This window comes from Steroidobacter flavus (assembly GCF_042651805.1).
GTDB lineage: Bacteria > Pseudomonadota > Gammaproteobacteria > Steroidobacterales > Steroidobacteraceae > Steroidobacter > Steroidobacter flavus.
In genome coordinates this window covers 2,266,057-2,280,126 of sequence record NZ_JBHSDU010000015.1, presented here as the reverse complement: position 1 = coordinate 2,280,126, position 14,070 = coordinate 2,266,057, and the positions used below count along the sequence as shown (strand labels likewise).

Sequence of the window (14,070 nt, the reverse complement as noted above, 5' to 3'; positions counted from 1 at the left end):
TTACAAGCCGGCGGCTTCCATCAACGCCGGCACGACGCGCTCCAGGTGTTGGATAACGATCGGCTCCACCCGAAACAGTCGGGGCTCCTTCGTAAAGATCCCTTCGAGCGTGTGCGCTATTTCTTCCAGCGGATTGTTCTCATATCCGCCCCCGGCGAGATGTCCGAGCGCATAGGCGAGGATGAATCGATCGACGCCGAGGTTGTGCCACTGGATCGTGTGCACCAGCTCGTGAAAGTGCAACGACTCATCGTTCGCCCGCGCCTTGACCACGAAATACACATCCCCGTAGGTCAGCCCGGCGCCGTTTAGCTGTTCGAAATCGGCGAACTGATGCAGCCCCAGCGCCGCCAGCGGCGGCTTCGGTACCACATCGACCTCGATCACCGAGACCCGCTTGAGCGTCGCCGCATCAAAGTAATGCCCGAGCCTCGCGAACCCAAACGACGCCAGCGGCCGCGCCGCGGGCCGATGCTCCTCGACAGTGGTATCGATCCACTTGCGGATGGCGGGAAGCCGGGTCTGGAGGGGCGAGATATCCATCAAGGGCTCTCTGGCAGTTCATGGGCGAGGAGGGGCTTCCCTCCCATTAACAACGTATTGCCTTGTAAGTTAATTATTTACAAGCATCTAGATTGGTTTTGATAGTTTCGACTATTGTTTCGATTATTTCGTTTGTGTACCCTGGGGCTGTCCGATCTCGGGAGATGCCATGTCCGCCGTACTTGCTGAGCCAGTGCAGCCCACCGAAGAAGTGTCCGCTCTTGCCGCGGATGCCAGTCGTCGGCTGTTCCGTGTGATCGGCGCGAGCCAAGGGGAAACTTGTGTCGTGCGCTTCGAGAGCGCGCCTGACGAGCCGGTAGTCCTGCCCGCGGCAGCCGTGCGGCTGCTGGGTGCGCTACTGGCGGAACTCGCGAAGGGTAACGCCGTGACACTCATGCCGTACCACGCGGAATTGACGACACAGGAGGCGGCGGATCTTCTGAATGTCTCGCGCCCGTTTTTAGTGGGCCTGCTCGAGAGCGGACAGCTGCCCTATCACAAAGTGGGCACGCATCGGCGCGTTAGATTCTCTGATTTGATGACTTATAAGAGGCAGAGAGATTCCGAGAGTGAGGCAGCATTGCGCGAGCTGGCTTCGCTGTCCCAGGACATGAAGCTCGACTAACAAACTTGAGGGGAGTGCTTGGCGAGCTTCACGGTCGTTTACGATGCCTGCGTACTCTATCCCGCATCGATTCGCGATCTGACGGTGGAGATTGCGAGAACGGGATTGGTGCGAGCGAAGTGGACGGATCGAATCCACTCCGAATGGATCGCTGCGGTGAGTCGTGAGAGGCCCGATCTTGATCGTGCTCGGCTCGAACGAGTCGCTCAGCTTATGAACGCTGCCGTGCTGGATTGTCTGGTGACAGGGTTCGAGTCGCTTGAGGCTGGGCTTTCAGCGTTACCCGATCCCGATGATCGTCACGTACTCGCCGCGGCGATTCACTGCGGCGCTCAGGAAATCGTCACTTTCAATCTCAGGCACTTTCCGAAGGAGGCGCTGCGTCCGTATGGAGTTTGCGCCATTCATCCGGATGCATTCATTGCGCATCTGCTCGATCTGAACGCCGAGGTTGTTTGCGAGGCCGTCCGTAGAATTCGACGCAGGCTGACAAATCCGCCGCGAACGGCCGAAGAGATGATCGTCGGTTATGAACGAAATGGCCTGGCGGGCAGCGCGTCGATTCTGAGGGCGCGCATCAAATCGCTTTGAACCGAGTTAGCTGCCGACGACCTCGTCCTTATCCTTCTCAATCAGCGCGTACGCCGAGTGGTTATGGATGGACTCGAAGTTCTCCGCTTCGACGACGTAGGCGCGAACGCGATCCTCGTTGTTCATTCGTACGGCCACATCGCGGACGATGTCTTCGACGAACTTGGGGTTCTCGTAGGCGCGCTCGGTGACGTGTTTTTCGTCGGCGCGTTTGAGGATGCCGTAGACCTCGCAGGAGGCTTCCGACTCGGCGATGTCGATCAGTTCTTCCAGCCACATGTGACCATCGACCTTGGCCTTGATGGTGATGTGGGAGCGCTGGTTGTGGGCGCCGTACTTGGAAATGTCCTTGGAGCAAGGGCACAGGCTGGTCGCCGCGACCACGACCTTGAGCCACAGCTCGGACACGCCGTTGTGAAGCTCGCCGATCAGCGAGGCTTGATAGTTCATCAAGCTCTCGACGCCGGACACCGGCGCCTTCTTCATCACGAAGAACGGAAACGCCATTTCGATGTGACCGGTCTGCGCATTCAGCTTCTCAGTCATCTGCGCGAGGATGTCCCGGAACGATTCGACGGAGATCTCGCGCTCGTTACCGTGAAGCAGCTCGACGAAGCGTGACATGTGCGTGCCCTTGAAGTTGTGGGGCAGGGCCACGTACATGTTGAAGTTGGCGATGGTGTGCTGCTCGCCGCTGGAGCGATCTTTCACCCGCACGGGGTGATACACGTCCTTGATGCCGACCTTGTTGATCGGAATGCGGCGGGAATCGGCGCGTGCCTGGACGTCCTCGATGGAGGTCGGGGGCGGGGAGGCGACGCTTTTCGGCAATGTCGACATACAGGATTTCCGGACCGGGCCGGGGCGCCGGCCTAAGACTGCTATCGATTTGGTCGAGCGCAGTATAGATCAAGGGGCGGGAAGGCCGTTCCCCCGCCCTGGAAATACTCAAATGCCCAAAAAGTGAGGTATTTCGACCGACTCAGCCGACGGCCAGGCGCTTCTCGCCCTGCCACCACCGGGTAATGGCCGACTCCAGCGACGCCAGGTCCAGCCCGGCGGCTGCCAGGCAGTCCTCGCGGGAGCCGTGTTCCATGAAGCGGTCGGGGATGCCCAGGTTCAGGGTCGGTGGAATATGACCGTGCGCGGCCAGGCACTCGGCGATGGCCGAGCCGGCGCCGCCCGCCACCACATTCTCCTCAACCGTCACGAGGGCGCGGTGATTGGCCGCCACGCGCACGATCAGCTCCTCATCCAGCGGCTTGATGAAGCGCAGGTTCACGACGGTCGCGTCGATTTTCTCGGCGATCCGTTCGCACAGCGGGACCATCGCGCCGACGGCGAAGATCGCCAGCCCGCAACGGCCCTCGCGCCGGATCTGCGCCTTGCCGATGGGCAGGGCGCGCATGGTCGATTCGATGGCGGTGCCCGGGCCTTGGCCGCGCGGGTAACGCACGGCTGCGGGCACGTTGGATTGAACCGCCGTGTACAGCATCTGACGGCACTCGTTCTCGTCGGCCGGCGCCATCACGAGCAGATTCGGAATACAGCGCATGAACGACAGGTCGTAACTGCCCTGGTGAGTCGCGCCGTCGCCGCCGACCAGGCCGGCGCGATCGATCGCAAACGTCACGGGCAAATTCTGAATCGCGACGTCGTGAATCAATTGATCGTACGCACGCTGCAGAAACGTCGAATAGATCGCGACCACCGGCCGCAACCCTTCGCACGCCATGCCGGCCGCCAAGGTCACCGCATGTTGTTCGGCAATCGCCACGTCGAAGTAACGAGAGGCGAAACGTTTGGAATATTCGACCAGCCCGGAGCCTTCGCGCATCGCCGGCGTGATCGCGACCACTTTCGGGTCGGCCGCCGCCATGTCGCACATCCACTGGCCGAACACTTGAGAGTAGCTCGGGCCGCTGGCCTTCTCTTTGAAGATCACGCCGCTCTTGGGATCGAACGGGCCCGGGCCGTGCCACTTGATCGGATCGGCTTCGGCCGGCGCATAGCCCTTACCCTTGCGCGTGATCACATGCAGGAACTGCGGGCCTTTCAGATCGCGCAGATTTCGCAGGGTCGCAACCAGTGCATTCACATCGTGACCGTCGATGGGCCCGATGTAGTTGAAGCCCATTTCCTCGAAGATCGTCCCGGGCAGCACCATGCCTTTCATGTGCTCTTCGGAACGGCGCGCCAGCTCCCACACCGTGGGCATGCGGCTCAGCACTTTCTTGCTGCCTTCACGCAGCGTTGCATACAACTTGCCGGACAGGACACGTGCGAAGTAATTCGAGAACGCACCGACGTTCTCCGAGATCGACATGTCGTTGTCGTTGAGGATCACGAGCATGTCGACATCGAGGCTGCCGGCGTGATTCAGCGCTTCGAACGCCATGCCGGCGCTCATCGCGCCATCGCCGATCACGGCCACGACGCGACGATCTTCCTTCTTGGCGGCGGCACCGATGGCCATGCCGAGCGCGGCACTGATCGAAGTGCTGGAATGACCGACGCCAAACGTGTCGTATTCGCTTTCGCTGCGCGTTGGAAACGGCGCGAGACCATCCTTTTGTTTGATGGTGTGCAGCTGATCGCGACGACCGGTCAGCACCTTATGTGGATACGCCTGATGTCCCACATCCCACACCAGCCGGTCGTGAGGAGTATCGAAGACATAATGCAAAGCGACCGTGAGCTCGACCGTGCCGAGGCCGGCGGCGAAATGGCCGCCCATCTGGCTGACGGTGTCGATCAGGTACTGGCGCAGTTCCGAGGTGACTTGCGGTAACTCGCTGGCCGGGAGCTTGCGCAGGTCGGCAGGTGAGTTGAGCGCAGCCAACAACGGATGAGGCGTGGCGGAATTCATGTCCGGTGAATTCTACAGGAAACCAGGCGGGTGATTGCTGGCGCAGTCGGGGCAGGCACGGGATGAATTCTGGCGCCCAAGATCAGTATTTCCGCAGAACCAGCCAATCCGACATCGCGGCCAATGGCGCGCTCTGCAGGCCCGCTGCATCCAGCTTGGCGAGCGCCGCCAGGGCGCGAGTATGTAGCTCGTGCATGCGCTGGCGCGACGGCTCGATGCCGGCGACGGAAGGATAGGTGGGTTTATCGAGCGCTTTATCCGCGCCCGTGGCTTTACCGATGACCGCGACATCGCCTTCGACATCCAGCAAGTCATCCTGAATCTGAAATGCGAGTCCGATGGCGCGAGCATATTCATCCAATACACGCGTGACGCTCTCGGAAGGTTGCGGAGCGCAGGCGCCGGCCATCATCACGCATGCATGAATGAGCGCGCCGGTCTTGCGAACATGCATCTCTTCGACTTCAGCCAACGAGAGCTTGCGACCGATGGCGGCGAGATCGAGCGCCTGTCCGCCGGCCATGCCGCTCGTGCCACTGGCGACCGCGAGCAACTGAACGAGCTTGAGTCGCACGCTTGGTTGGGACGGCAATCCCGGCCCGTCGGCGAGCAGTTCGAACGCCAGACATTGCAACGAATCGCCGACCAGAATCGCGGTCGCTTCATCGAACTTCTTGTGACAGGTCGGCAGCCCGCGGCGCAGATCGTCGTTGTCCATGGCCGGCAGGTCGTCATGCACCAGCGAATACGCGTGAATCAACTCGACCGCGCACGCCGCGCCATCGAGGATTGATTCGGGAATGCCGAGGGCCGCGCCGGTCGCATAAACGAGCGCCGGGCGTACGCGCTTACCGCCGCCGAGTACGCTATAGCGAATGGCTTCGTGCAGTCGTTGCGGTTGAATCTCGGGGGAAGGCAGCCGCGCCAGGAGCTCGCGCTCGATGCGGGCCTGCCATTGCTTGAGCTGAGCCGCAAAGTCCGGATGCCGGCCCGCGACGGGCGAGGGCTGGACGACGCTGGAATGGACCGCCATGCGGTTAACGCTCGTCGTCCGTATCGGCGTCGAACGGGGCCGCTGCGAAATCGCCCTCGGCGCCGCTGCGACGAAGGAGAATTTCTACTTTCTGTTCGGCCTGCTTGAGCGCACTCTGACAGGAGCGCGTCAACTGCACGCCGCGCTCAAAGTGGCGCAGCGAGTCGTCCAGCGACAGATCGCCATGCTCGAGCTTGTCGACGATGGCTTCGAGCTCGGCGAGCGATCGTTCGAAGTCCGCAGTCGTCTCCGCGGGTTCGGTGGAAGGGGTTTTGCTGGTCACGATGGGCGTGGGCGTCATTGGCGGCGCGGCAAGCTTATAGCTTCTCGGTCGGCAGCGACAGTTACTGTCTCCCGCCGTTGACTCCGCGCGCGGCCAGGACTAGATTCTTGCTCGATTAGACTATGTCTAATGGTGAGTGTTTTTGCCACTTCCTACCCGCCGGCAATCGAGGTGAGCTGCAATGAAGAGTCTGAAAGGGTCGAGTACCGAAAAGAATTTGAAGGACGCCTTTGCGGGCGAATCCCAGGCCAACCGTCGTTATCTTTATTTCGCAGCCAAGGCGGACGTCGAAGGTTTCAACGATGTCGCCGCGGTGTTCCGCTCGACGGCCGAGGGTGAAACCGGCCACGCACACGGACATCTGGAATACCTGGAGGCTGTGGGCGATCCGGCGACGGGCCTGCCGATCGGCCCGACCGGGGCGAATTTGAAGGCGGCCATCGCTGGCGAGACGCACGAGTACACCGACATGTACCCGGGCATGGCCAAGCAGGCTCGCGACGAGGGCTTCGAGGAAATCGCCGACTGGTTCGAGACGCTGGCCAAGGCCGAGCGCTCGCATGCCAATCGCTTCCAGAAGGCGCTCGATACGCTGTAATTATTCCGCTCGCGCCGTTCATCGTGCGCGCTCGCGGTCAATGAAAAGCCGGCCGGCAGGGAGATCTCTGCCGGCCGTTGGCTTTACGGCTCGCGTGTTTCTCCCGTTTCATTTGCTTCACTCAGTCCCAGCCATTCGCCAGGTAACTGCGTGTCCGAACAAAAAGTAGCCCGCGAGGGCAGCCTCGAAGCGCCGACCCGTCATCCGATCGCGTGGAAAGATCCGGAGTACGGCAACGAAGCGTCGCTGTTCAAAGAGCTCGAGCGCGTCTTCGATATCTGCCACGGCTGTCGCCGCTGCTTCAGCCTGTGCAACTCATTTCCGACGCTGTTCGACGCGGTCGATGAATCCTCGACCGGCGAAGTGGATGGCGTCGACAAGAAGGTCTACTGGGACGTCGTCGACCACTGTTATCTCTGCGACATGTGCTACATGACCAAGTGTCCGTACGTGCCGCCGCATCCCTGGAACGTCGACTTCCCGCACTTGATGCTTCGAGCCAAGGCATTCAAGTTCAACAATGCTCCCGAGGGGGCGAAGCCGATCACGACGCGAGACAAGATTCTCAGCGCCACCGATCTGGTCGGCAGCATCGCCGGCATTCCGGTGGTCGCCGAAGCGGTCAACGCCATCAACAAGACCGAGTTCGGTCGCAAGATGCTGGATAAGACGCTCGGCGTGCATCCGAAAGCGCCGGTACCGGAATATCACAGCAACACGTATCGCAAGCGGCACGCAAGAAACGAACATCCGACGTTCGATGCGAAACCCGCGGGCGACACTCGTGGCAAAGTGGTGTTGTTTGCGACGTGCTACGGCAATCGCAACGAGCCGCAGCTCGGCGAAGATCTCACCGCGATCTTCGAGCACAACGGCATCCCGGTGAGGATCGCAGGCCGCGAGAAGTGCTGTGGCATGCCGAAGCTCGAGCTCGGCGATCTGAAAGCAATAGAACAGCTGAAAAACGAGAACATTCCGGAACTGGCTAAACTCGTGGACGAAGGCTGGGACATCGTCACGCCGGTGCCTTCCTGCACGCTGATGTTCAAGCAGGAGCTGCCGCTGATGTTCCCTGACGATCCGCAGGTCATCAAGGTGCGCGACGCGATGTTCGATCCGTTCGAATACTTGTGGGCGCGTTACAAAGAGAACCTGCTGAACACCGACTTCCCGCATCGACTGGGCAAGATCAGTTATCACGTGCCCTGTCACTTGCGCGTGCAGAATCTGGGTTTGAAGACGAGAGATGTGCTGATGCTGGTGCCGGAGACGGAGGTCGATGCGATTGAGCGTTGCTCCGGGCACAACGGAACCTATGGGGTGAAGAAGGAATATCGGGAGGTGTCGATGAAAATCGGCAAGCCGGTCATCCGCCGCGTCAACGACGCGGGCGCCGACTACTACTCCAGCGACTGTCCGATGGCCGGCCACCAGATCGAGTCCGGCCTCACCGGGGCCGACACCGGCACGGCCGCGCCGCCAGTGCATCCCCTCACTCTATTGCGGAGGGCCTATGGGATCTGATTCCGTTCAGCGCGGTCGATTGGCTCGCGCGGATTTGATGAGCTTGGAGCAGTACTCGACGGCGAGGAAGGAGTTTCGAGCCAAGGTGCTCGAGCACAAGCGCAATCGCCTGATTCCGATCGGGCCGAATGTGACCTGGGCGTTCGAGGACCGGCTCACGATCCAGTATCAGGTGCAGGAGATGCTCCGAGTCGAGCGCATCTTCGAGTCGGCCGGCATTCAGGATGAGCTCGATGCATATAACCCGCTGATTCCGGACGGCTCCAATTGGAAAGTGACGTTTCTGATCGAGTTTCCCGATCCGGACGAGCGCAAGCAGCGGCTGGCCGGGCTCAAGGGCGTGGAAGATCGCTGCTGGGTTCAGGTGGAGGGGCTGGAGCGATCATTTGCCATTGCGGATGAGGACTTGGAGCGGGAGAACGAGGAGAAGACGTCCTCGGTGCACTTCCTGCGCTTCGAGTTGAGTGCGGAGATGGCGTCCAGGGTGAAGGCGGGGGGCGCGATCAAGGTCGGTATCGATCATCCGAGTTATCGCTACGAGGTGCAGCTGTCGCAGCCGCAGCGGGATTCGTTGGCTAAAGACCTGGGCTGAGGCGTCGGTCGCGGGCGACGTCGGGGGCCGGCGGAAAATCCTGGGGGGATGTACAGCCGACCCTGCGTGCTATGATCCGCCGCCTCAATTTCCGCCCCTAACGAAATCAGCTCGTTACCCGATGGCACAATCGTATAACGCGTCCGACATTGAAGTTCTCAGCGGTCTCGACCCCGTGCGCCGGCGTCCCGGCATGTATACGGATACGAGTCGCCCCAACCATCTAGCCCACGAAGTCATCGACAACTCCGTCGACGAGGCCATGTCCGGGCACGCCAAACGTATCGACGTGAAGGTGTACAAGGACGGCTCGCTCGAAGTCGCCGACGACGGTCGCGGCATGCCGGTGGATATCCATCCCAAGGAGAAGGTCAGCGGCGTCGAGCTGATCCTGACCAAGCTCCACGCCGGCGGTAAGTTCGACGACAAGAACTACAAGTTCGCCGGCGGCCTGCACGGCGTCGGTGTGTCGGTCGTGAACGCGCTGTCCAAGAAGCTGGACACCTTCGTCAAGCGCGGCGGCAAGGAGTACCACATCGGCTTTGCCTCCGGTAAAGCGACCTCCAAGCTCAAAGTCATTGGCGATGTCGGCGGCCGCAATACCGGCACGCGCGTGCGCTTCTGGCCGGACGCGAGCTATTTCGACTCGGCGACCTTCTCGGTGCCGAAGCTGAAGCATGTGCTCAAGGCCAAGGCGGTGTTGTGCCCCGGCCTGCATGTCACGTTGGAAGTCGAAGGCGGCGAGAAGGAAGAGTGGCAGTACTCCGGCGGTCTGCAGGAGTACCTGACCGGATCGCTCGGGGAGGGCGAGTGGCTGCCGCAGGAACTGTTCACGGGCGCCATCGAAGGCGAGAAGGAAGCCGTCGATTGGGCGCTGGCCTGGCGCGTCGATGACGGTCCGCGCATCGAAGAAAGCTACGTCAACCTGATTCCGACCGAGCAAGGCGGCACGCACGTCAATGGTTTGCGCGTCGGTCTCACCGACGCCATTCGCGAGTTCTGCGAGTTTCGTAACTTGTTGCCCAAGGGCCTGAAGCTGGCGCCCGAAGACGTCTGGGACGGCGTCACCTACGTGCTGTCGATGAAGATGAAAGAGGCGCAGTTCGCCGGCCAGACCAAAGAGCGTCTGTCGTCGCGCGAAGCGGCCGCTTTCGTATCAGGCATCGTCAAGGATCAGTTCGGTCATTGGCTGAACCAGCATCCGGAGTCGGGCGAGAAGATTGCGCAGCTGGCGATCCAGAGCGCGCAGACCCGGTTGAAAGCGTCCAAAGCCGTCACTCGCAAACGGTTGACCTCCGGCCCGGCGTTGCCTGGCAAGCTGTCCGACTGCTCATCCGAGCAGCCTGAGCGCGGCGAGTTGTTCCTGGTCGAAGGTGATTCCGCCGGTGGCTCGGCCAAGCAGGCGCGCGATCGTGAGTTCCAGGCCGTCATGCCCTTGCGCGGCAAGATCCTGAACACTTGGGAAGTCGACGCCAGCGAAGTGCTGTCCTCTCAGGAAGTGCACCACATTGCCATCGCGCTCGGCGTCGATCCGGGCTCGGACAAGCTCGACGGTCTGCGCTATCACAAGGTTTGTATCCTCGCGGACGCCGACTCCGACGGTCAGCACATCGCCACGCTGTTGTGCGCGCTGTTCCTCCGTCATTTCCGTCCGTTGGTGCTGGCCGGTCACGTGTACGTCGCGATGCCGCCGTTGTATCGCATCGATCTGGGCAAGCAGGTGTTCTACGCGCTCGACGACGCCGAGCGTCAGGGCGTCCTCGATCGGCTCGCGGCGGAACATCCGCGCGGCAAGCCGACGGTCACCCGCTTCAAAGGTCTGGGTGAGATGAGCGCTCTGCAACTGCGCGAGACGACCATGGCGCCCGAGACGCGCCGGCTGGTGCAGCTGACGGTCGAAGCCAAGGACGAGGCCGATGCGACGATGGACATGCTGCTGGCGAAGAAGCGGGCGAGCGATCGCCGCGAATGGCTCGAGACCAAAGGCAACCTTGCCGAAGTCGTCCCCTGAGCACGCGCGCCTCGCCTCCATCTAACAAACATTCTCTGGATCTATGCCCACGCAACCTCCTTTGAACTTCGAAGGCGTCGAGCAGCAACCGCTGCGCACCTTCACCGAGAAGGCGTACCTCGATTATTCGATGTACGTCATCCTCGATCGCGCTCTGCCGCACATCGGCGACGGCTTGAAGCCGGTGCAACGGCGCATCGTTTACGTCATGAGCGAGCAGGGCTCGTGGCAGGCGTCGAAACACAAGAAGGCCGCCCGCGCGATCGGCGACGTCATCGGTAAGTACCATCCGCACGGCGACGCGGCGTGCTACGAAGCGATGGTGCTGATGGCACAACCTTTCTCCTATCGCTATCCGTTGGTGGATGGACAGGGGAATTTCGGTCATCCCGACGATCCGAAATCGTTCGCCGCTTATCGTTACACCGAAGCGCGTCTGACGAAATATTCCGAGCTGCTGCTGTCCGAGCTGGGGCAGGGCACGGTGGAATGGATTCCGAACTTCGACGGCACGATGGAAGAGCCGAAGCTGCTGCCCGCGCGCGTGCCGAACATTCTGTTGAACGGTGCGACCGGTATCGCGGTCGGCATGGCCACCGACATTCCGCCGCACAATCTGCGCGAAGTCGTCAGCGCCTGTATCAAGCTGCTCGAAGATCCGGACACGCCGTTGCGCGAGCTGATGAAGGACGTGAAGGGCCCGGACTTCCCGACCTATGGCGAGATCATTTCGCCCAAGGCCGATATCAAACAAATCTACGAGACCGGCAACGGTACCTTCCGCGCACGCGCGACGTACGAGCTGGAGGACGGCGAGATCGTCGTCACCTCGCTGCCGTATCAGGTGTCGGGCGCGAAGATTCAGGAGCAGGTCGCCGCGCAGATCAACGGCAAGAAACTGCCGATGGTCGAGAACATCCGCGACGAGTCCGACCACGAGAATCCTACCCGCATCGTGATCGTGCCGAAGAGCAATCGCGTGGACCTGGTGCAGGTGATGAATCACCTGTTCGCCACCACCGATCTCGAGCGCACGTATCGCGTCAACCTGAACATCATCGGCCTCGACGGCAAGCCGCGAGTGATGGGGCTGAAGGAGCTGCTGGAAGAGTGGCTCAAGTACCGCATCGACACCGTCACGCGCCGCCTGCAGTGGCGCCTCGACAAGGTGAAGGCGCGCATGCATATCTTGGAAGGCTTGCTGGTCGCCTTCCTGAACCTGGATGAAGTGATCCGGATCATTCGTCGCGAGGACGAGCCGAAGCCGGTCTTGATGAAGCGCTTCAAGATCACCGAGATTCAAGCCGACGCGATTCTCGACACGCGCCTGCGTCACCTCGCCAAGCTGGAAGAAATGAAGATCCGCGGCGAGCAGGACGAGTTGGCGGCGGAGCAGGACCGTCTCGACAAGCTGCTCGGCAGCAAGGCCAAGCTGAAGAAGCTGGTGCGCGACGAGCTGGAAGCGGATGCGAAGGAATTCGGCGACGACCGTCGCACCAAGATCGTCGAACGCGCGGCCGCGGTCGCCATCGACGAGACCGAGCTGGTGCAGACCGAGCCGACGACGGTGATTCTGTCCGAGCGTGGATGGGTGCGCGCCGCGAAGGGCCACGAAATCGATCCAACGTCGGTTTCTTACAAGACGGGCGATGCGTTCCTCGCCGCTGCGAAGGGCAAGAACACGCAGCAAGCGGTGTTCCTGGACAGCACGGGCCGCACGTACACATTGATCGCCCATTCGTTGCCGTCGGCGCGTGGTAACGGTGAGCCGTTGTCCGGTCGCCTCGATCCGCCGGAGGGTGCGACGTTCTCGGGCGTGCTCATCGGCGAAGCGGAAGAAAAGTGCGTGCTGGCTTCCGATGCGGGCTACGGCTTCATTGTGAATCTCGGCGAGCTGCACTCTCGTAACAAAGCCGGTAAGGCCGTGCTCAAGGTGCCCGAGGGCAGCAAGTCGCTCGCGCCGGCGCTCGTGCCCGCGAATGAAAAGGCATTGATCTGCGCGACCAGCAGCGAAGGCAAGATGCTGGTGTTCCCGGTGAAGGATCTGCCCGAGCTGCCGAAGGGCAAGGGCAACAAGATCTTCGGTGTGTCCCCGAAGGGCGACGAAACCATGACGGCCATCGCCGTCATCACCCCGGAGCAGAATCTGGTGGTCCGCTCCGGCGATCGCAAGATGACCATCAAGTACGCCGACCTCAAGGAATACAAGGGCGAGCGCGCTCAGCGCGGCGCCGTGTTGCCGCGAGGCTGGCGCAAGGTCGACAAGCTGGAAGTCGAGCCTGCCTAAAGCGAACGTCCGCGCTCAGCGTTGCTTGAGCGCGGACCGCAACGTCGCCGAGGGCGATTCGCCGAACAGCTTGTGATAGTTGATCGCGAATCGCCCGCCATGATGCATCCAGTAGCGATGCGCGACGTCGATCACCTGCACGCCCTCGCGAGCCCCCGCCAATAAATCCTGACGGGCCTGCTCGAATCGTTTCTCACGCAACCAGCGCATCGGCGTGCTGCTGCGAAATCGTTTGAATCCATAGTGCAGCGTCCGGGCGGGAACGCCCGCCGCTTTGACGATGTCGTCGAGCCGGATGTCGTCGGTCAGATGCTGCTGCATGAAACGTTCGGCGCGATGAACGAAGCCCGGCACGATGCTCGACTTGGTAACGCCGGACATCCGGTCCGGGAACAGCATGCTTCGAAGCATGGTGATGAAGGTGTTCTCCACACCGGCGCGCACGCCTTCCGAGCGCAGCAGGGCGCCGCCTCGATTGAACTCGTTGCAGATGAAGCCGATGTAGTCGAGCAGACTCTCGCTGGATTCATCGATGCTCACCGGATCGAGTCCTTGCGCGAGTTTTTCGTTACAGGTCGCATCGGACATCTCGATGCGGTGGCGAGGAATGCCCACCGCCAGATGCGCGTCTTTCTCGTAGTGAGTGAATCGATAGCCGACGTGGGGGCTCATCAGCATCATCGTGCCGGCGGTGAGATCCCAACTACGCTCGCGTGAATGCATCTGCATGGTCCCGCGCAGTGGAATGACCAACACGAAACGACTGCGGCGGGGCTCGTTCACCAGCACGTCCAGCTCGCCGCCATAGGTGATCTGATTGAACGAGATCTGCGACAGACGGCTGGCGCTGTGACGGAACTCCAGCAGCTGGCGTTCGTGATGCAGGCGGACGTGATGCGGAAAGAAAACGCGGCTGACACTCGCGACTGCCGTTTGGGCATCGATGGATTCGGTGCGCGACGACTTGCCCTCGGATGTTTCGACCTGAGGGGCAATGAAGTAGTCGTCAGCCGACATGCGGCTGAAGGTCGGGGAGAGTGACTGCATGATCGCGCTACACCACTTCCGTGATTTTGGGGATAAGGGCCCTCTAAGGAGGAGTAGCGGATTCCTT

Annotated in this window: 13 protein-coding genes; 7 read left to right on the top strand and 6 right to left on the bottom strand. The window is 61.4% G+C overall.

Annotated elements, in window-relative coordinates; all coding sequences use genetic code 11:
* The gene (locus ACFPN2_RS36885; protein WP_380606099.1) at positions 1–543 is read right to left on the bottom strand and encodes a hypothetical protein; all 543 of its coding nucleotides are present in this window, start codon (positions 541–543) and stop codon (positions 1–3) included.
* Between the two features lie 169 nt (positions 544–712).
* Here ACFPN2_RS36885 and ACFPN2_RS36880 point away from each other — a divergent pair, with 169 nt between their 5' ends.
* Entirely contained in the window at positions 713–1,168 is a 456-nt protein-coding gene (locus ACFPN2_RS36880; protein WP_380606097.1) for a helix-turn-helix domain-containing protein, read from the top strand.
* A gap of 18 nt (positions 1,169–1,186) precedes the next feature.
* Positions 1,187–1,759: a VapC50 family PIN domain-containing toxin gene (locus ACFPN2_RS36875; RefSeq protein ID WP_380606095.1), complete on the top strand. Its 573-nt coding sequence runs from the start codon at positions 1,187–1,189 to the stop codon at positions 1,757–1,759.
* A 6-nt stretch (positions 1,760–1,765) separates the two neighbouring features.
* Here the strand turns inward: ACFPN2_RS36875 and folE2 are convergent, their stop codons facing one another.
* The 4 genes from folE2 to ACFPN2_RS36855 form a co-directional block, all read right to left on the bottom strand.
* Positions 1,766–2,599 (bottom strand): GTP cyclohydrolase FolE2, encoded by an 834-nt coding sequence (gene folE2 / locus ACFPN2_RS36870; protein ID WP_380606093.1) that lies wholly within the window; start codon positions 2,597–2,599, stop codon positions 1,766–1,768.
* A gap of 142 nt (positions 2,600–2,741) precedes the next feature.
* Positions 2,742–4,628 carry a 1-deoxy-D-xylulose-5-phosphate synthase gene (gene dxs / locus ACFPN2_RS36865; protein WP_380606091.1) on the bottom strand — a complete coding sequence of 629 codons (1,887 nt, stop codon included), beginning with the start codon at positions 4,626–4,628 and terminating at the stop codon, positions 2,742–2,744.
* Between the two features lie 82 nt (positions 4,629–4,710).
* Complete coding sequence (locus ACFPN2_RS36860; protein WP_380606089.1) at positions 4,711–5,661, bottom strand: polyprenyl synthetase family protein; 951 nt, start codon at positions 5,659–5,661, stop codon at positions 4,711–4,713.
* 4 nt (positions 5,662–5,665) lie between these two features.
* A complete protein-coding gene (locus ACFPN2_RS36855; protein WP_380606087.1) occupies positions 5,666–5,962 on the bottom strand; it encodes an exodeoxyribonuclease VII small subunit in 297 nt (98 codons plus the stop codon).
* Between the two features lie 163 nt (positions 5,963–6,125).
* Between ACFPN2_RS36855 and ACFPN2_RS36850 the strand changes: the two genes are divergently transcribed.
* The 5 genes from ACFPN2_RS36850 (at position 6,126) to parC (ending at position 12,956) form a co-directional block, all read left to right on the top strand.
* Positions 6,126–6,542, top strand: a complete 417-nt coding sequence (locus ACFPN2_RS36850; RefSeq protein WP_129780524.1) for a rubrerythrin family protein — start codon at positions 6,126–6,128, stop codon at positions 6,540–6,542.
* 150 nt (positions 6,543–6,692) lie between these two features.
* On the top strand, positions 6,693–8,066 hold the full coding sequence (locus tag ACFPN2_RS36845; protein WP_380606085.1) for a heterodisulfide reductase-related iron-sulfur binding cluster: 1,374 nt from the start codon (positions 6,693–6,695) through the stop codon (positions 8,064–8,066).
* The gene (locus ACFPN2_RS36840; protein WP_380606083.1) at positions 8,056–8,658 is read left to right on the top strand and encodes a DUF3501 family protein; all 603 of its coding nucleotides are present in this window, start codon (positions 8,056–8,058) and stop codon (positions 8,656–8,658) included. Before ACFPN2_RS36845 ends, ACFPN2_RS36840 begins: the two co-directional genes overlap by 11 nt.
* A 121-nt stretch (positions 8,659–8,779) precedes the next feature.
* A complete protein-coding gene (parE, locus tag ACFPN2_RS36835; protein ID WP_380606081.1) occupies positions 8,780–10,669 on the top strand; it encodes a DNA topoisomerase IV subunit B in 1,890 nt (629 codons plus the stop codon).
* Positions 10,670–10,712: 43 nt separating this feature from the next.
* Positions 10,713–12,956, top strand: coding sequence for a DNA topoisomerase IV subunit A (gene parC, locus ACFPN2_RS36830; protein WP_380606079.1), 2,244 nt, complete (start codon positions 10,713–10,715; stop codon positions 12,954–12,956).
* Between the two features lie 15 nt (positions 12,957–12,971).
* Here the strand turns inward: parC and ACFPN2_RS36825 are convergent, their stop codons facing one another.
* Positions 12,972–14,003: an AraC family transcriptional regulator gene (locus ACFPN2_RS36825; protein ID WP_380606077.1), complete on the bottom strand. Its 1,032-nt coding sequence runs from the start codon at positions 14,001–14,003 to the stop codon at positions 12,972–12,974.
* Positions 14,004–14,070 lie beyond the last annotated feature (67 nt).